This window comes from Stenotrophomonas sp. YJH_SMC_40, from assembly GCF_059368615.1.
Map to the genome: position 1 here is coordinate 68922 of NZ_JCAFRX010000010.1, position 16814 is coordinate 85735.

At 65.5% G+C, this 16814-nt stretch carries 13 protein-coding genes and 1 tRNA gene; 7 read left to right on the top strand and 7 right to left on the bottom strand.

Annotated features, from left to right (window positions below; translation table 11 throughout):
- Positions 1-45: 45 nt before the first annotated feature.
- Positions 46-2172 (top strand): peptidase domain-containing ABC transporter, encoded by a 2127-nt coding sequence (locus AC5P6X_RS17960; RefSeq protein ID WP_099473920.1) that lies wholly within the window; start codon positions 46-48, stop codon positions 2170-2172.
- A gap of 128 nt (positions 2173-2300) precedes the next feature.
- Positions 2301-3002, top strand: a complete 702-nt coding sequence (locus AC5P6X_RS17965) for an alpha/beta fold hydrolase (protein ID WP_099473848.1) — start codon at positions 2301-2303, stop codon at positions 3000-3002.
- On the opposite strand, the gene AC5P6X_RS17970 is transcribed toward AC5P6X_RS17965, so the two are convergent.
- Positions 2965-3741, bottom strand: coding sequence for a YdcF family protein (locus AC5P6X_RS17970; RefSeq protein ID WP_012481587.1), 777 nt, complete (start codon positions 3739-3741; stop codon positions 2965-2967). The two genes, AC5P6X_RS17965 and AC5P6X_RS17970, sit on opposite strands and share 38 nt — an antisense overlap.
- A 387-nt stretch (positions 3742-4128) precedes the next feature.
- Here AC5P6X_RS17970 and AC5P6X_RS17975 point away from each other — a divergent pair, with 387 nt between their 5' ends.
- Together AC5P6X_RS17975 and AC5P6X_RS17980 are read left to right on the top strand one after the other, a co-directional pair.
- On the top strand, positions 4129-4455 hold the full coding sequence (locus AC5P6X_RS17975; RefSeq protein WP_099527226.1) for a hypothetical protein: 327 nt from the start codon (positions 4129-4131) through the stop codon (positions 4453-4455).
- Positions 4456-4528: 73 nt separating this feature from the next.
- Positions 4529-6190 carry a hybrid sensor histidine kinase/response regulator gene (locus AC5P6X_RS17980; RefSeq protein ID WP_253682458.1) on the top strand — a complete coding sequence of 554 codons (1662 nt, stop codon included), beginning with the start codon at positions 4529-4531 and terminating at the stop codon, positions 6188-6190.
- A gap of 63 nt (positions 6191-6253) precedes the next feature.
- Here the strand turns inward: AC5P6X_RS17980 and dkgB are convergent, their stop codons facing one another.
- Both dkgB and AC5P6X_RS17990 read right to left on the bottom strand, forming a co-directional pair.
- Positions 6254-7063 (bottom strand): 2,5-didehydrogluconate reductase DkgB, encoded by an 810-nt coding sequence (dkgB, locus tag AC5P6X_RS17985; RefSeq protein ID WP_099497352.1) that lies wholly within the window; start codon positions 7061-7063, stop codon positions 6254-6256.
- A gap of 114 nt (positions 7064-7177) precedes the next feature.
- Positions 7178-8470: an MFS transporter gene (locus tag AC5P6X_RS17990; protein ID WP_495215553.1), complete on the bottom strand. Its 1293-nt coding sequence runs from the start codon at positions 8468-8470 to the stop codon at positions 7178-7180.
- A 27-nt stretch (positions 8471-8497) separates the two neighbouring features.
- Here AC5P6X_RS17990 and AC5P6X_RS17995 point away from each other — a divergent pair, with 27 nt between their 5' ends.
- Positions 8498-9400: a LysR family transcriptional regulator gene (locus tag AC5P6X_RS17995; protein ID WP_005411584.1), complete on the top strand. Its 903-nt coding sequence runs from the start codon at positions 8498-8500 to the stop codon at positions 9398-9400.
- Positions 9401-9783: 383 nt separating this feature from the next.
- Here AC5P6X_RS17995 and AC5P6X_RS18000 read toward each other — a convergent pair whose 3' ends face one another.
- A complete protein-coding gene (locus tag AC5P6X_RS18000) occupies positions 9784-11904 on the bottom strand; it encodes a methyl-accepting chemotaxis protein (RefSeq protein WP_099605374.1) in 2121 nt (706 codons plus the stop codon).
- Positions 11905-12086: 182 nt separating this feature from the next.
- Here AC5P6X_RS18000 and AC5P6X_RS18005 point away from each other — a divergent pair, with 182 nt between their 5' ends.
- Positions 12087-12542, top strand: coding sequence for an Rrf2 family transcriptional regulator (locus AC5P6X_RS18005; RefSeq protein ID WP_059035862.1), 456 nt, complete (start codon positions 12087-12089; stop codon positions 12540-12542).
- Positions 12532-13437, top strand: a complete 906-nt coding sequence (locus AC5P6X_RS18010) for an NAD(P)/FAD-dependent oxidoreductase (RefSeq protein ID WP_495215554.1) — start codon at positions 12532-12534, stop codon at positions 13435-13437. The genes AC5P6X_RS18005 and AC5P6X_RS18010 overlap by 11 nt, the downstream gene beginning before the upstream one ends.
- A 95-nt stretch (positions 13438-13532) precedes the next feature.
- Here AC5P6X_RS18010 and AC5P6X_RS18015 read toward each other — a convergent pair whose 3' ends face one another.
- The 3 genes from AC5P6X_RS18015 to AC5P6X_RS18025 all read right to left on the bottom strand — a co-directional run bounded on the left by AC5P6X_RS18015 (position 13533) and on the right by AC5P6X_RS18025 (position 16365).
- A complete protein-coding gene (locus AC5P6X_RS18015) occupies positions 13533-14753 on the bottom strand; it encodes an RtcB family protein (protein ID WP_329757311.1) in 1221 nt (406 codons plus the stop codon).
- A 56-nt stretch (positions 14754-14809) separates the two neighbouring features.
- Entirely contained in the window at positions 14810-15934 is a 1125-nt protein-coding gene (locus AC5P6X_RS18020) for a slipin family protein (RefSeq protein ID WP_329757310.1), read from the bottom strand.
- A 357-nt stretch (positions 15935-16291) separates the two neighbouring features.
- Positions 16292-16365: transfer RNA gene (locus AC5P6X_RS18025), tRNA-Thr, on the bottom strand.
- Positions 16366-16814: the final 449 nt, after the last annotated feature.

Here is a 16814-nt window from a genome sequence, read left to right on the forward strand (position 1 = left end):
AGGCGTCTGTTTCAGATTGACTGGGATCTTGGGCTTGTCATCGGAATGAAAGCGATACTGCAGTCGGAGGCAACGGAATGTGGGCTGGCGTCGATCGCGATGATCGCCGACTTTCATGGGAAGAAGATCGGTCTAAGCGAGATCCGCCGGCGCTATCCGTTATCGCTCAAGGGTGCCAAGCTGGCCCAGCTCATCCACATTGCACATCAGTTGGGACTGTCTTCGCGGCCCTTGCGGCTTGAGATGGAGCACCTTTCCGAACTCAAACTGCCTTGTATTCTACATTGGGATCTGAGCCACTATGTGGTGCTGGCAAAGGTGGGCCGCAGCGGCGTCAGGATTCTTGATCCCGCCATCGGTGAGCGGGTGCTTGCGCTGGAGGAGGTGTCCGAGCATTTCACCGGTGTGGCGCTTGAGCTGGCTCCCACGTCGGAGTTCCAGAAGGAGGCCCGGCCGGATTCGATCTCACTGCGGCAGCTGACGGGACAGATCAATGGCCTGTGGCCCTCGTTGGCGTTAGTCCTGCTTCTCTCGGTCGCGCTCCAGATCTTCGTGGTCCTTGCCCCGTTCTATACCCAGTGGGTGGTGGATCAGGCACTGGTTTCGGCAGATCGGGATCTCCTTACGGTACTGGGAATAAGCTTCGGGCTTGCCATGCTGTTGCAGGTGGCTATCGGGCTGTTGCGCGGTTGGTCTGTCATCTATCTCTCCTCTACTCTGGGCTTGAGATGGATGGGGAATGTTATCGGGCATCTGCTGCGATTGCCGTTGGACTTCTTCGAGAAGCGACACCTGGGCGATATCACCTCTCGGGTCTCGTCGGTGCAATCCATCCAGAGGACGTTGACGACCAGTTTCGTCGAAGCGCTCATCGATGGCCTGATGGCGATCGTCACGCTAGGAGTCATGGTTCTCTACAGCTGGAAGCTAGCGTTGGTGACGCTGGCGGCGGTGGTGCTGTACACCTTGGTCCGCGCCACCGCGTACGCGCCAGTTCGCAATCGTACCGAGCGCCAGCTCGTTGCCAGTGCAAAGCAGCAATCGCATCTGCTCGAGTCGATCCGCGGCATGCAGAGCATCAAGATTGCCGGCCAGGAGCCGATGCGGAGGGCGACCTACGAGAACCTGATGGTTGGCACGGTCAATGAAGAAGTCAGGCTTTCGAAGCTGACGCTCGGCTTCACCGTTACCAGTCAGCTGATATTCGGAGTCGAGAGGATTGCTGTCATCTGGATTGGCGCGGTGCTGGCCATGAACAACGTGTTCTCGGTTGGCATGTTGGTAGCCTATCTTGCGTACAAGGACCAGTTCGCACTACGAATGGCTGGTCTGATCGACAAGGCCATCGAGTTCAGGATGCTTCGCCTGCATGGCGAGCGATTGGCGGATGTCGTTCTGAGTGAACCTGATCAGGATTTCGATCAGATCGACACAGTGGTACCAATTTCGTCCTCCATCGAGGTCGAGAATCTCTCCTTCCGTTACGCCGAAGGTGAGCCCTGGATCGTCCGCAACTGTTCCTTTCGTGTTGAACAGGGTGAAGCAGTGGCCATCGTGGGCGCATCAGGTTGCGGCAAGTCGACCCTGATGAAACTGCTGCTCGGATTGCTCAAGCCCAGCGAAGGAAGCGTAAGCATCGGCGGGATAGATATCCAGAAGCACGGTCCACGTGGCGTCCGCTCCATGATCGGAGCGGTGATGCAGGATGACCAGTTGTTTGCCGGGAGCATTGCCGACAACATCAGCGGCTTCGACAGTGGCTTCGATGAACAGCGCATTGAGGAAGCTGCTCGAATGGCCGCGGTGCACGATGACATCGCGGGGATGGCGATGGGTTACCACGGTCTTATCGGCGACATGGGCAACTCGCTCTCAGGCGGTCAGAAGCAGCGAGTGATTCTGGCCCGCGCCCTCTACCGCCGGCCACGGATTCTGTTTCTAGATGAGGCCACCAGCCATCTTGATGTCATGCGCGAGCGCTTGGTCAACGAAGCCGTGCAGCGTATGGAGCTGACCAAGGTGATCGTGGCCCATAGGCCGGAGACCATAAACAGCGCCGACCGCGTGCTCGTGATGGAGCAGGGGCGGATCGTCCAGGAGGTGCGGCCCCAGCGTGGGGCGTCGACGGCGCCTGCTTCCGACGCCGAGGAATGCGTCGCGGCATCGGTCTGACTCGCGTCCCACAGGGTATCCAGAAGCGGGCGTGGGTCCGGCGCGCCTGGCTCATCCGGCGGCACGTCGCCGCGCTTGGCGCGGTCGCTAGCATGGCGCCGTCACCGCACCGGCGCGACAATACCCCCATGACCGACCGTACCCCCCTGTTGCTGCTGCCCGGCCTGCTCAACGATGGCGAGCTGTGGCGCGCGCAGTTGGCCGATCTGGCCGACATTGCCGATTGCACCGTAGGCGACCAGACCCGTGGTGAGACCCTGCACGCCGTGGCCGAGGATGTGCTGGCGCAGGCGCCGGAGCGCTTCGCGCTGGCCGGTTTCTCGCTGGGCGGTTTCGTCGCCCAGCAGATTCTGCGCATCGCGCCGGAACGCGTGTTGCAGCTGGCGCTGGTCGATACCTCGATCCACGCCGATTCACCGGAACGTGCCGAACAACGCCGCAGCCAACGCGCCAGTGTGCGCCTGCCGGGGAAGTTCCACGGCTTCGGCGATGCGCTGATGCGCAGCTACATCGACGCCTCGCGGCTGGATGACTACGTGCTGGTGCAGCGCGTGCGCGACATGACCGCCCGCCTGGGCGCGGAAGTGTTCCTGCGCCAGAGCGCGCTGGAACGCCCTGACGGCCATGACGTGCTGGCTGGCTACCGCGATCCGCTGTTGATCATCTGCGGGGCCAACGATCGCATCACGCCGCTGGCAGTAAGCGAGGAAATGCATGCCCTGGTGCCGCACTCGCAGCTGGTGGTGGTGCCCGATTGCGGGCACCTTGCCCCGATGGAGAAGCCGGACGAGGTCAGTGCGGCGATGCGTGGGTGGTTGCTGCAGGCGTGACACTGTCCAGCTTGATGGATTCCTCGTTCCAACCCATGCCGTTGTAAACGTGGTAGCGCAGGACGCCGATGTACTCGTGCAGCATCACTTCGATCAGCAGCAGGTTGTACGCAGAGGGAAGCCACCCCGGCGAGGCGCGGAGGCGATCACTGGGCAAGCCCTCGGCCACGACACCGAAGTGCCGGAAGTAGATCAGACTTCGCCTTAGGTGCAGGCCAGAGGTCACCAGCACTACCCGGACACTGTCGCGCTGGATCATTCGGCTGCTGTTGCTGGCGTTCTGCCAGGTGTTCACGCTGGCGTGCTCGCGGATGATGTGTTCCGCAGGCACGCCCAGCGCAATCAGTTCACGCGCGTAGACGTTGGCTTCTGCGGCATTGTCTGGCGCAGTAGCGCCACCGCTGACCAGCACCACGCAGGATTCGCCGGTGCGTTCGCAGGCGAGGTAGCGCTGCGTTGCGGCCATCAACCGGCTATAGCCAGCCAGGCCGGGCCTGGAGCCGTGAGCGTCCTGATCGATGCCAGCGCCCAGCACGACAATCGCCGTGCGTGGATGGTGCGCTGTTGCAGTGCTTGGCGGCGCGTCCTGTGCCAGGTCCAGCAGCAGTTGCGTGATGGGCGCGCTCGCGCTCGCCAGGATGGCCAGTGGCGCTACGGCGAGCAGGGCGCCGCTACGCACGTGTCGCTTTCGAACCAGAACCGCACACGAGAGCAGCAGAAAGAGTGTCAGGGCGAGCATGTCGAACCTCAGGAAAATTTGAAAGGAATCCGATGGCGTTACGCGATCGTTGCTTCCATGCTGGATGCCATGGATCTGAAGCGAATGTCACTCCCGGTCAGATGTGTTGCCATCGTGGGCGCCATCCTGCTCGCGGTTGCAGGCGGGCATCTACTGGGTAGCATGTTTCCGCAGCTGTTCCTGCAGATCCATCAACGGATGCAGTAGTCCGTACGCTCCGCACGTTGTCGCTTCAGGCCTCTGTTTGGGTGTCGCGGAACGCGGAAACGCATCTCTTCAGGTGTTGAATGCGACAAGCAGAGGAAAGCAATGCGACGCTTGAACTCAACGCAAGGCGTAGAGCCGCGGCGACATCCTGCAGACGGACCTGAGCTCGGGGAGCGATCGATGCTCAACCTGATTGCAGCGACCGCGCCAGACCAGTTCTCATCGTTTGTCGTTGACCTGGACGAGGCGATTTCGCGCTGGATGAGCGCTGCGGAGAATGAATCCCCGGGTTGCCTGGAACAGGAGCTTTCGCGCATGCATGCCTTGAAAAGTGTGACCTCGGCCTTGGGCAGCTGCAGGATTGCCGATGCCTGCGAAAATCTGGCTGATGCTCTCCGCTCCGGCGAAGCCATCGGCAGCGTGCGGCTGCGCGGCTGCGCGCTGGCAATCTCGGCAAAGCGCCTTCTGGGACGCACGACAGGTCAATCACTGACCGGGGGGCGCTGACATGCATGATCCGTACACGCCCTCTCCAATGTCGTCCCCGGCAGCGCTGCTGCATGCTGCGCGCGTGCTGGAAATGCATCGTCTGGCTCTACTGCTGTCATGCTTCCAGGAGCCGCGCGCCAGTGGGTTCCGGGTGCTGCTGCAGGCGCTTGCGGTGCTGTGGTGCTGGCTTTGGATCGATGGCCCTCAGCCTGTTCTGGCCGATGAGGCAGCGCGGGTGCTGCCGGCCGCCGTTGTACTTCTGGCGGTATCTGTAGCGTGGGCACTCTTTGTAAACCTTCGCAGGGCGCGTCACGACACGTGGTACGACGCGGCGGGCCTTCTGCTCAGTCTGGCGATGGTGGCCATCCAGGTGCACGCGGCCTTCATCCTGTTGATGGCACTCAATGCAATCCTGCCGTTCCTCGTCATCGCCGCGACGGTGGCTTACGGACGCAAGGCCATGGCGCCGGCAATCGCGGTAACGGCCGTGGCGCTGCTTTGGGCAGCCCCCGAAGGCTACTGGTTCTCGCGGCCCGCCTATCTGGCCTATGCGCTGGCGCTGACCATCCTGTTGCCGCTGGTCGTGGCGTCACTGGTGGCAGCGATGCGCGAAATCGCGTTGCGTGCCATTGCGTCGCGTGAGGCGCAGGGGCGATTCGTCGGCACCATGAGTCATGAGCTTCGCACGCCGCTCAATGCCATCATCAGCGGCATCCAGCTTCTGGAGGTCAATACGGTAAGTGCTGCCCAGCGACACGCACTGGCCACCGTTGCAGGGCAGGCCCAGGCGCTCCGACGTCGCATTGATGATGTACTTGATGTTGCCAGCATTGATGGTGGCAAGCTGAAACTGCGGCCACATCCTTGTTCGCTGCGTTCCATCATCGAGGCGGCGCAGGCGAGCTGCATGCCTGCGGCTGCAGACAAAGGCGTGGTACTGCAGGTGGATGTGGGGAGAGCAGACGTATGGCTGTTGGCAGATGGCGGTCGCATCGAACAGGTGGTGACCAATCTTCTCTGCAATGCCATCAAGTTCAGTCCCATGGCGGGCGAGGCGAGGGTCTCGGTTGGCGCCGTTCGAGCGGTGGATGACTGGCAGGTGCGGATCTCGGTCTGCGACTCCGGGACGGGCATCGACGAAGCGCAGAGAGACATGATTTTCTCGCCTTTCGTGCAGGTCAGTCAGGGCGAAGCACGTTGCGAACAGGGCGTCGGGCTCGGGCTGTACATCGTTCGGCTGATTTCCGATGCCATGGGCGGAACGATCAGCGTCGGCCGCAGCGATGTCGGCGGCGCCTCATTCGTGTGGTGCTTCGCTGCTGCCGTGGCCGATGAGGCTGAGCCGCTTCCTTCCCTGGGTGAGCTTTTCCAGTTGCACGCGGCGGTGGTTCGTCCGCTGCACTGCCTGCTGTTCGAAGACGTGGAGACCAACCGCGGGGTGGTGCAGCACCTGCTGCAGTGTGCAGGCCATCGCCTCAGCTTCCGGAAAGATGGTCACGATGCTCAGGCCGTCATCAAGGCGCTGGCGCCCGACGTAGTTCTGCTGGATCTGCACATGCCAGGTTGCAGTGGGTGGGACGTACTGGAGGCGCTGGTCAGGGACCCTGCGGCGCCTCCCGTTCTGGTGATGAGCGCAGACACCCGGGTAGAGGTGATTGACAGGGCGCAGGCGCTGGGCGCGGCTGGGTTTCTGTGCAAGCCACTGGACATCGAGAGCGTCCTGGATATGTTGCGCGGTGTTGCCGAGCGCTGACCGTCCGGTAGGTGCCGACCAAGGTCGGCACCTACCGATTCCGATCCGCAACCGCGGTCGGGATCAATCCCAGGCGGGTGCAATCCCTTCCGGATTCGCCAGGCGATGGCCACGATCCAGCTTGGCGATCTGCGCCATGTCTTCGTCGGTCAGGCGGATCGCTGCCGCTTCCAGGTTGCTCGACAGGTTCTCGCGCTTGGTCGACGACGGGATCACCGAGAAGCCCTGCTGCAGCGCCCAGGCCAGCGCGATCTGCGCCGGAGTGGCCTGGTGACGGCCGGCAATGGCCTGGATCACCGGGTCCTTGATCACCTCGCCATAGGCCAGGCTCATGTAGGCAGTGACGTGGATGCCGTTGTCCTGCAGGAACTTCACCAGCAGGCGGTTCTGCAGGTACGGGTGGATCTCGATCTGGTTGGTGGCGATGGCGTCGGCACCGAGGATGCCGATCGCCTTGCGGGTCTGGGCGATGGTGAAGTTGGAGATGCCAATCGCCTTCGTCAGGCCCTGTGCCTTGGCCTCGGCCAGCGCCGGCAGGTACTCCTCCATCGGCACGTCGACCTTGTCGTTCGGCGACGGCCAGTGGATCAGCGTCAGGTCCACATGATCGGTACGCAGCTTTTCCAGACTGGTACGCAGGCTGGCCAGCAGCGCTTCGCGCTTGAACGCGGTGATCCAGACCTTGGTGGTCAGGTAGATCTCTTCGCGCGGCACGCCGGAATCGGCGATGGCCTGGCCGACCTCGGCTTCATTGCCGTAGATCTGCGCGGTATCGATGGCGCGGTAGCCGACATCCAGCGCGTTGCGCACCGAGTCGATCACGGTCTGGTCTTTCAGGCGGAAGGTGCCGAGACCGAAGGCGGGGACAGTCATGGGGAGCTCCAGCAGAGGGGAGGGATGCGAATATCCAGCAAAGGGTAGGCCAGTGGCCGCATGCGTGCCGGCAACGGTGCATTGCACCACCGTACCGGCAGGGCATGACCTATCTCAATGCGTGGCCACGGCGATGCCATCGGCGCGGTCATCGATGCCGTCGCGGCGGTCCAGGCGGCCGCTGAGCACGGTCAATGCATACGCACCCACCACCACCAGCGCGCCCAGCCACGGCGTGTGCATCAGGCCGATGTTCTCCACCACCAGGCCGCCGAGCGAGGCGCCCAGCGCGATGCCGATGTTGAAGGCGGCGATGTTCAGCCCCGATGCGACGTCGGTGGCCTGCGGCGCATAGCGCTGCGCCTGCTTGACCACATACACCTGCAGGCCGGGCACGTTGCCGAACGCCACCGCACCCAGTGCCAGTACCGTCAGCAGCATCAGCCAGGTGTTGTAGGCGGTGAAGGTGAGCACGAACAGCACGACGGCCAACAGGGCGAAGATGCGCTTCAGTGCGGGCACCGGGCCCATGCGGTCGGCCATGCGCCCGCCCCACAGGTTGCCGATCGCCACCGACACGCCGTACACCAGCAGCACCAGGCTGACTGCGTTTGCCGAGAAACCAGTGACGTCCTGCAGGATCGGCGCCAGATAGGTGAAGGCCAGGAAGGTGCCGCCGTAGCCCAGCGCGGTCATCGCATAGACCAGCAGCAGGCGGGGTTGGGCGAGTACGGCCAGCTGCTGGCGGAAGCTGGCCGGCGCACTCTGCGGCACGCTGCGCGGCACGAACAGCAGCGCGCCGAGCAGGGCGATCATGCCCAGCGCGGCCACCGCCAGGAAGGTGGCGCGCCAGCCCAGGTGCTGGCCGATGAAGGTGCCCAGCGGCACACCGGTCACCAGCGCCACGGTGAGGCCGGTGAACATGATGGCGATCGCGCTGGCGGCCTTCTCCTTCGGCACCACCGCAGTGGCGATGATCGAACCGATCGAGAAGAACACACCGTGGGCGAGGCCGGTGAGGATGCGGGCGACGATCAGCGAGGTGTAGCCCGGCGCCAGGAAGGCGATGACGTTGCCCAGGGTGAACAGCACCATCAGCGCCACCAGCAGCGACTTGCGCGGTACGCGGCCGGTGAGCGCGGTCAGCACCGGCGCACCGATGGCCACGCCGAGGGCATACAGAGAGACCAGCAGGCCGGCCGAGGGCAGGCTGACCTGCAGGTCGGCGGCAATGGTGGGAATCAGGCCGACGATGACGAACTCGGTGGTGCCGATGGCGAAGGCACCGAGGGTCAGCGCCAGCAGGGCGAGGGGAATGCCACGGATCATGGCCGGCTCCGGAGGGAAGGAAGGCGCGCAGTGTGCGCGGCGCACCTTTGCCGAAAAACCGGTCTTCACGCCAATCACTATTGCCGCCCAGTCAATAATGGCGGCATGAAAACCACTCTCGATGAAATGCAGGCCTTCCTCGCGGTGATCGACAGCGGGTCGATCAGTGCTGCCGCCGAACAGCTGGGGCAGACGCCGTCGGGCGTGAGCCGGGCGCTGGGGCGGCTGGAAGACAAGCTCGGCACCACCCTGTTGACCCGTACTACCCGCCGCCTGCACCTGACGGCAGAGGGCGAGGCCTACCTGCGCCATGCACGGGCGATCATCGATGCGGTGGAGTCCGCCGAGGAACAGATGGCCGCCCGCCGCGAGCGCCCGGCCGGGCGCCTGCGCGTGGATGCGGCGATGCCGTTCGTGCTGCACGTGATCGCGCCGCTGGTGGCCGGGTACCGCGCGCGCTACCCGGAGGTGCAGCTGGAGTTGAACAGCTCCGAGCGCTACATCGACCTGCTGGAACGGCGCACCGACCTGGCGATCCGGATCGGGCCGCTGGCCGACTCCACCCTGCATGCGCGGCCGTTGGGTCGCTGCCAGCTGCGGCTGGTGGCCAGTCCGGCCTACCTGGCGGCACACGGCGAACCGGCCAGCGTCGCCGCGCTGGGCCAGCACACCCTGCTCAGCTTCAACGAACCGGAATCGTTGAATCACTGGCCGCTGCCGGGCGATGCCGATGGCCTGCTGCGGGTGCGTCCGGATATCGCGGTGTCCAGCGGCGAAACACTACGCCGACTGGCGGTGGAAGGCGTGGGCATCACCTGCCTGTCCGACTTCGTGACCGACCGCGACCGCGCCGCCGGCACGTTGGTGCCGGTGCTGGCGACGCAGACGCTGGATGTGTACCAGCCGATCCACGCGGTGTATTACCGCAACACGGCGGTGTCGGCGCGGATCAGCTCGTTCCTGGATTACCTGGGTGAAGCGATGGCGCGGAGCGATTACCTGCGCTGAGGTCGTGGTGGGGTTGCCGGCCAGCGGCCGGCACTACCGCAGGTTACGGCGGGTGCGGACCGTTGGTCCGCACGGCCCCTGCCATCGCCCGACCAACGGTCGGGCGCTACCCATGTGGTGATGGGGTTGCCGGCCAGCGGCCGGCACTACCGCAGGTTACGGTGGGTGCGGACCGTTGGTCCGCACGGCCCCTGCCATCGTCCGACCAACGGTCGGGCGCTACCCATGTGGTGATGGGGTTGCCGGCCAGCGGCCGGCACCACCGCAGGTTACGGTGGGTGCGGACCGTTGGTCCGCACGGCCCCTGCCATCGCCCGACCAACGGTCGGGCGCTACCCATGTGGTGGCGGGGGTTGCCGGCCGCTGGCCGGCAACCGGATCAATCAGGCCGCGCGCGCCAGCGCGTCCTTCGCTGCGGCGGTGGTCGACAGATCGAACACATCCACCGCGTCGATCAACCGGTTCGCCTGCTGCTCCAGGCTGCGTGCGGCGGCGCTGGCTTCCTCCACCAGCGCGGCATTCTGCTGGGTGGTGCCGTCCATCTGGATCACCGTCTGGCTGACCTGTTCGATGCCCGCGCTCTGCTCCTGCGAGGCGGCGGAGATCTCGGCCATGATGTCGGTGACACGCTGCACCGACGCCACGATCTCGGCCATGGTGTCACCGGCCTCGCGCACGCGCCGTGCACCGTGGCCGACCTGTTCCACCGACGCTTCGATCAACGCCTTGATCTCCTTCGCGGCTGCCGCCGAACGCTGTGCCAGGGTGCGCACTTCGCTGGCAACCACCGCGAAGCCGCGGCCTTGCTCGCCGGCGCGTGCCGCTTCCACCGCGGCGTTCAGCGCCAGGATGTTGGTCTGGAAGGCGATGCCGTCGATCACGCTGATGATCTCGGCGATCTGCCGCGACGAGGTTTCGATCGCGCCCATCGTCGTCACCACCTGGCCGACCACGCTGCCGCCGTGAGAGGCAACGGTGTGCGCGCCGATCGCCAGCTGGTTGGCCTGGCGCGCATGCTCGGCGTTCTGGCGCACGGTGGAGGTCAGTTCCTCCATCGATGCCGCCGTCTCTTCCAGGTTGGCGGCCTGTTGTTCGGTACGGCGCGACAGATCGTTGTTGCCGGCGGCGATCTCCGCCGCCGCCGTGTGGATGTTGCCGGAGGCGTGCTTGATGTCGGTGACGATGGTTGCCAGCTGCGTAGCGGTGGTGTTCGCGTCGCCGGCGATACGCGCGAACACGCCCTGGAAATCACCGTGCATGCGCGCGCCGAGGCGGCCATCGGCAATCGCGCGCAGCATGCTGGAGACCTCGCCGAGGTTCAGTTCAGTGGTCTGCATCAATCGGTTCAAGCCGTCGACCATTGCGCGAAAATCATGCTCGAAGCGTGCGCTGTCGCCGCGCTGGCTGAAGTCACCGGCGGCGGCGGCTTCGGCCAGGCGGCGGATCTCGCCGTTGATCATGCCGAGATTGGCCTTGGCCGTATCCAACGCGTTGGTGATCACGGCCTTTTCGCCGGGCAGGCGTTCCATGTCCTGGCTGAGGTCACCGACGGCATAGCGGCCCATGATCGAGATCGCGCGCATCTTCACCTGGATGTGCGCGTCAACCAGCGTGTTGCAGTCGGCCACCATGGTGCCGAACGCGCCCGGGAACGCACTGGCATCCATGCGATGGCTGATGGTACCGGCGTCATGCGCCTGCGCCATCGTCGCCTGTGCGTCCAGTACGCCGCGCAGCGTGGACTGCACCGCCTGCATCGCCTGCGCGAGGCGACCGATCTCGTCGCGGCTGCGCACCTGCACCACGTGCTGCAGATCACCGGCGGCCACGGCACGCGCAGCGGCTTCCACCGCCAGCACCGGCTGCACCACCGCGCGCCGCAGCCACCAGGCCAGGCCCATCAGCAGCAACACGGCGGCCAGCACGGTCAGCGCCGCGCACAGCAGCAGGGTCTGCCGCGCCTGCTGCGACCGCGCCGCTACGGTTGCTTCGGCCACCTGCGTGGCATGCGTGCTCAGCGCATCCAGTGCGGTCGCCACCGGGCGGTCCTTGCCACGCACCAGATTGTCGCCGGCGGCGGGATCGTAGCCGGCTTCCGCAAACGCCTGCAGGGCGGCGTGGTAGTCCTTCTGCAGCTGCGTGTGCAGGCCGATGAAGGACTGCGCCAGTTCGCGCGTGCGTATGTCCGGGCTGGCTACGAGGCCCCTGGCCAGCTGCTCGACCAGGCGGCCCTCGCTGTCAAAGGCGTCCAGATGGCGCTGGCGCAGCGCGTCGTCGTGGCCGCGCAGCAGCACGTTCTTCCATTCCTGCACCTGGCTGCGGAACTCGCGCTGCAGGCGTTCGGCGTCGCGGCTGTGCGCGACTTCGGGTGGAACCTCGGTGGACAACTTCAACCAGGCGGAGGCCAGGCCCGCCAATGCGCACAGCAGGACCACGGCCAGACCAACGGAAACCGCGCCGAGCAGCTTGGACTGCAGGCGCGGAGCACGGACAGACGCTTTCATGGAAGGGACTCTCGGGAAGGGGCAATGCGGTATCGACCTGTCCCCACGCGTCTGAAGTGCGACGCTCATCACATTACCGTTTCGTTTAGTGATGTGAAGGGGATGTTTCATAGGACAAATGTGTCCATATGGAACGAAAGAAGACCCTCGACAGAGAATTTAAATGTAACTATCGTTGTTACATGAAATCCGCGAATCCACTGTCCGACGCCCTGCATGTGATGGCGCACCTGGTCGGCCATGCCGCCCCGCGCACGTCCGAGCAGCTGGCGTCCTGCCTGCCGACGCATCCGGTGGTGATCCGTCGCCTGCTGGCGCAGCTGCACAAGGCCGGCCTGGTGCGCAGCACCCGCGGCCACGGCGGCGGCAGCCTGCTGGCACGCGACGCCGCGGCGATCACCCTGCATGACATCTACCTGGCGGTGGGCGCACCACCGCTGGTCCAGGTCGGCGCCCGCGACTCCGGCGGTGGCTGCCCGATCCAGCAGCTGGTCAACAGCGCCCTGCTCGAGGGTGCACGCGAAGCGCAGCGCCTGCTCGAAGCGAGGCTGCAGGCGACCACGCTGGACCAGCTCGGCGCCGACTTCGCCCGCCATCTTGCCCATCACCGTTCCCTGGAAGCTCACCATGAATCCTGATGTGCTCATCGTCGGCGGCAGCTATGCCGGCATTGCCGCCGGCCTGATCCTGGCCCGTGCCCGTCGCCCGGTCACCGTCATCGACGCCGGTTCGCCGCGCAACCGTTTCGCCAGTCATTCGCACGGGGTGCTCGGGCTGGATGGCATCAGTGGCGCCGAGCTGCTGAAGACCGCGCGCCAGCAGCTGCTGGACTACCCCACGGTGCGTTGGGTGCATGCCGAAGCCGTGCAGGCCACCGCCCGCGCCGAAGGCGTGGAAGTGCGTACCGCCGATGGCCAGGTGCTGGCCGCGCGCAAGCTGCTGCTCGCCAGCGGCATCGCCGACCAGTTGCCGGCGTTGCCGGGCCTCGCCGAGCGCTGGGGCAGCACCGTGCTGCACTGCCCGTACTGTCATGGCTATGAAGTGGGTGGTGGTGCCATTGGCCTGCTTGGTGGTCATCCGATGTCCGCCAGCAAGGCGCCGCTGTTCGCGGACTGGGGCAATGTCACGTTCTTCAGCATGGGACTGGACATCACGGATGAGGAGCGCGCCGCCATGCAGCAGCGCGGCGTGCAGATCGAGACGTCACCCGTGCTGGGCGTGCAGGGCGACCAGCCGACCTGGCTGGAAGTGGAGCTGGCCGACGGCCGCCGAATCGCCCAGCGTGCGTTGTTCGTGCCGGCCACCCAGGCGATGGCCACGCCATTGGTGCAGCAGCTGGGCTGCACGTTGGTCGAGAGCCCGCTGGGCGTGCTGATCGAGGTCGATGTGATGAAGCAGACCTCGGTGCCGAACGTGTATGCCGCAGGCGATGCGACCACGGTGGGCAACATCACCCTGGCCATGGCCGAAGGCGTGCGCGCGGGCATCGGCGTGCACCATGCGCTGGTGGCCGAGGACAGCGTGCCGCGCTGAATGTGCCGGGGTCAGATCCCTTTCGCAGAAAGGGATCTGACCCCCGACGCGACGTGTTGCTCTGGTAGAGGCCGACCTTGGCCGGCACCGCTCCATTACCCCTTCACGCACAGCACCTGCCGCAGCGTGTGCACCACCTCGACCAGGTCCAGCTGCGCAGCCATCACATCGTCGATCGACTTGTACGCGGCCGGTGACTCGTCCAGCACGCCACTGTCCTTGCGGCATTCCACGTGCGCGGTGGCCTCGCGGTGCTGGGCCAGCGTGATCTGCTGGCGCGCCGTGCCACGGCTCATTACCCGGCCGGCGCCGTGGCTGCAGCTGTGGAAGCTGTCCGCGTTGCCCTTGCCGCGCACGATGTAGCTGCGCGTGCCCATGCTGCCGGGAATGATGCCCAGCTCGCCCTCACGCGCGCTGACCGCGCCCTTGCGCGTCACCAGCAACTCCTGGCCGTGGTGCGTCTCCTTCTGCACGTAGTTGTGGTGGCAGTTCACCGCCATCGCCGCCAGCTGGAACTTCGGCAGCCGGTGGCGCATCTCGGCCAGCACGCGCGACATCATCGCCTCGCGGTTCTGCCGGGCGTAGTCCTGCGCCCACGACACCGCTTCGACGTAGTCATCGAACAGCGGCTCGCCTTCCATGAAGAACGCCAGGTCCTTGTCCGGCAGGTGGAAGCCCAGCACGCGCCGGGCCAGTTCCTCGCGCGCCTTCTCGATGAAGTAGGTGCCGATCAGGTTGCCGGTACCGCGTGAGCCGCTGTGCAGCATCACCCACACCGTGTCCGCCTCGTCCAGGCACAGTTCGATGAAGTGATTGCCGCCACCCAGCGTGCCCAGCTGGCGGTCGAGCTTGTCGGTGCGGATCCTGCGGTGCCTGTCCTTGATCTTCTCCAGGCCGGCGGCCAGCCCGGACTGCACCAGCCGGGTGTGGATGCTGTCGGGCATGCGGTGATGTTCGCCGCCACGGCCATTGCCGACCGGGATGCTGAGCTCGATGCTGTTGCGCAGCTGCCGCAGGTCATCGGGCAGGTCATCGGCGCGCAGCGTGGTACGCACCGCCGCCATGCCGCAGCCGATGTCGACGCCGACCGCGGCCGGGATGATCGCCCCGCGGGTCGGGATCACCGAGCCTACGGTCGCGCCCTTGCCCAGGTGCACGTCCGGCATCACGGCCACCCACGGCCCGACGAACGGGATCGCAGCGATGTTGCGCAGCTGCTCATGCGCCTGCGCTTCCAGCGGCACACCGTTGACCCAGCCCTTGATCGGCGTGGTGCCCTCGGCATGCAGCCATTGATAGTTCTGTTGAGTGTCCATGTCTTCTTTAATGTCCTTGATGGGCCGGCGGCGCGTCCCTGCGCCACCGCGACCCCCTACCTGATCGTCACCAGCTGCTTCAGCACGCCATCCAGGCCGCCGAACACGGTGAGCGTGTCGATCTTCTCGGTGACCTTCTCCAGTGCCTCCAGCTCCTTCAAGCGCATCAGCACCGGGTTGTCCTCGATCAGCTTTGCGGTGTTGAGCTGCGAACGCGTGGCGTTGGCCTCCTCGCGGCGACGGATCACGCTGGCCTGGGCCTGCTTTTCGGCCAGCACCACGCCGTTGAGGATCTCCTTCATCTCGCCCGGCAGGATCACGTCCTTGATGCCGACGCCGAGCAAGCGCACGCCGTGGCCTTCGATCGCCGCCTGCACATGCGCAGCGATCTCGCCGTCCAGTGCCGCCTTGTCACCCAGCAGCTCGTCCAGGCTGCGCGCGGCAATTGCCTGGCGCAGGCCGAACTGCAGCTGCCGATAGACGAACTCATCGGCATTGCTGAGCGTGCGGTGCGCACGCACCGGGTCGACCACCTGCACGGTCGCGGCCAGGTTCACCCGCAGGGTCACCTTGTCGCGGCTGAGCAGTTCCTGGCCGGACACGTCCAGTGAACGTGCACGCAGTTCCACACGCTCCACCGACACGTTGCCGTTGAGGTTCCAGAACGCGTGCAGGCCAGCGTCCAGCGTCTGCCGCAGCGTGCCATCGATGAACAGCAGGCCGACCGACTCGCTCGGCACCGTGCTGATCACCGCCACACGCGGCAGCACGCCCAATTGACCCAGCCGCTGCTGCACGTCGGCCGGAATGCGCGGCTCGTCACCCAACGCCATTACCTGCACCTGGGTATCGACCGAACCGCGCCAGTACAGACGGCGGCTGCCCGGCGGCAGCACTTCATCGATGCGGCCGTTGCGCAGCAACAGGCCGACCTCGCTGGCGCCGACGTTGGCCAGCACGAAGTGCGTGTCCAGCTGTGCGCCCAGCGCTTCGATCAGGCTGTCCTGGTCGCTGCCAGTGTAGGCCGCGCCCTTCGATGCAGTGTGGATGTCCACGTGCGGCCGGCCGCCGAACGGCGACAGGCGGTGCACGCCCGGCAGCAGGATCTGCTGGAAACGACGGTTGCGATACACCAGGCCGCGCTCGCCGTCGCCGATCACGACCTTGATGGTCCAGAACATGGGAGTCTCTCCTTGTATGGCTCTGGTGGTTCGACCCGTTGCGGATGAATCGCCATGACCCGGGTCGATCCGATCGTGGCGAGGCTGCCTGCACATCACGTGCAGGCAGCGGAAGAGGGCGGCCATCGGCGGACGGTCCGCGCGCGGAGCCTTCGGTGCGCCGGCAGTGCTGCCATCGTCGTTCCCGGCAGGTAGCACCGGTGCGGAACGTGGCTGGCAGTGGCGGCGGGCCGGGGCCCGGCGTGCGGTCCGTTGCCTTCCACGTTCCTGCCCGAAGGCGATGTCGGTGGACGGCGACGATGGCCGCTGGGGCTTGCGCCCCGGGTGTTGCTTCAAGTCATGACGTGACAGGTCATGTGGTTTGGAGTGGGAATCGAACCCACGACAGACGGATTACGGATCCGTTGCTCTGACCAAGCTGAGCTATCCAGTTGGGGACCGCGCGGAATCGAACCGCGTACCGGCGAACCGGTGCCTGCCTCCAGCAGGCGATCCAGGCGATGGCATGTCCGCGACCTCCGGCATACGCCACGGCAACGCCGCGCGCACCAGCCCGTGGTTGAAACGGGACCGTTGGATAATCGAGGGTGCAGGCCACCTACATTATCGGCGAGCGATAATGTTCTGATGCGATGCAGATAATGTCCAGGCGTTGCCAGTCGCGCGAAGTAAATCCTTCGGCGGGGCGGGAAAAGCCTGGGTCAGTGAGCGGCGGGTCGCCGCGCGGGGTGCAGTTCTGGCATCGCGGGTCCTTGTGTCGACGCAAACGAAAACGCCCCCGGGACTTGCGTTCCGAGGGCGTCGTCAGGCCTCGGAGATCGGGGTGGCCGATCTCCGCAGGGCGGGTATCAGGCCGTTGTCAGCTGGTCTTCCTTGCCGA

Bases quoted from the DNA above. Each gene is read 5' to 3' on its own strand.
- AC5P6X_RS17975 (WP_099527226.1), top strand. From the start codon at position 4,129: ATGCTCAACCTGATTGCAGCGACCGCGCCAGACCAGTTCTCATCGTTT.
- AC5P6X_RS17960 (WP_099473920.1), top strand. From the start codon at position 46: ATGAAAGCGATACTGCAGTCGGAGGCAACGGAATGTGGGCTGGCGTCG.
- AC5P6X_RS18010 (WP_495215554.1), top strand. From the start codon at position 12,532: ATGAATCCTGATGTGCTCATCGTCGGCGGCAGCTATGCCGGCATTGCC.
- AC5P6X_RS17965 (WP_099473848.1), top strand. From the start codon at position 2,301: ATGACCGACCGTACCCCCCTGTTGCTGCTGCCCGGCCTGCTCAACGAT.
- AC5P6X_RS17970 (WP_012481587.1), bottom strand. From the start codon at position 3,741: ATGCTCGCCCTGACACTCTTTCTGCTGCTCTCGTGTGCGGTTCTGGTT.
- AC5P6X_RS18020 (WP_329757310.1), bottom strand. From the start codon at position 15,934: ATGTTCTGGACCATCAAGGTCGTGATCGGCGACGGCGAGCGCGGCCTG.
- AC5P6X_RS18005 (WP_059035862.1), top strand. From the start codon at position 12,087: ATGAAATCCGCGAATCCACTGTCCGACGCCCTGCATGTGATGGCGCAC.
- AC5P6X_RS18000 (WP_099605374.1), bottom strand. From the start codon at position 11,904: ATGAAAGCGTCTGTCCGTGCTCCGCGCCTGCAGTCCAAGCTGCTCGGC.
- AC5P6X_RS18015 (WP_329757311.1), bottom strand. From the start codon at position 14,753: ATGGACACTCAACAGAACTATCAATGGCTGCATGCCGAGGGCACCACG.
- AC5P6X_RS17980 (WP_253682458.1), top strand. From the start codon at position 4,529: ATGCATCGTCTGGCTCTACTGCTGTCATGCTTCCAGGAGCCGCGCGCC.
- AC5P6X_RS17995 (WP_005411584.1), top strand. From the start codon at position 8,498: ATGAAAACCACTCTCGATGAAATGCAGGCCTTCCTCGCGGTGATCGAC.
- dkgB (WP_099497352.1), bottom strand. From the start codon at position 7,063: ATGACTGTCCCCGCCTTCGGTCTCGGCACCTTCCGCCTGAAAGACCAG.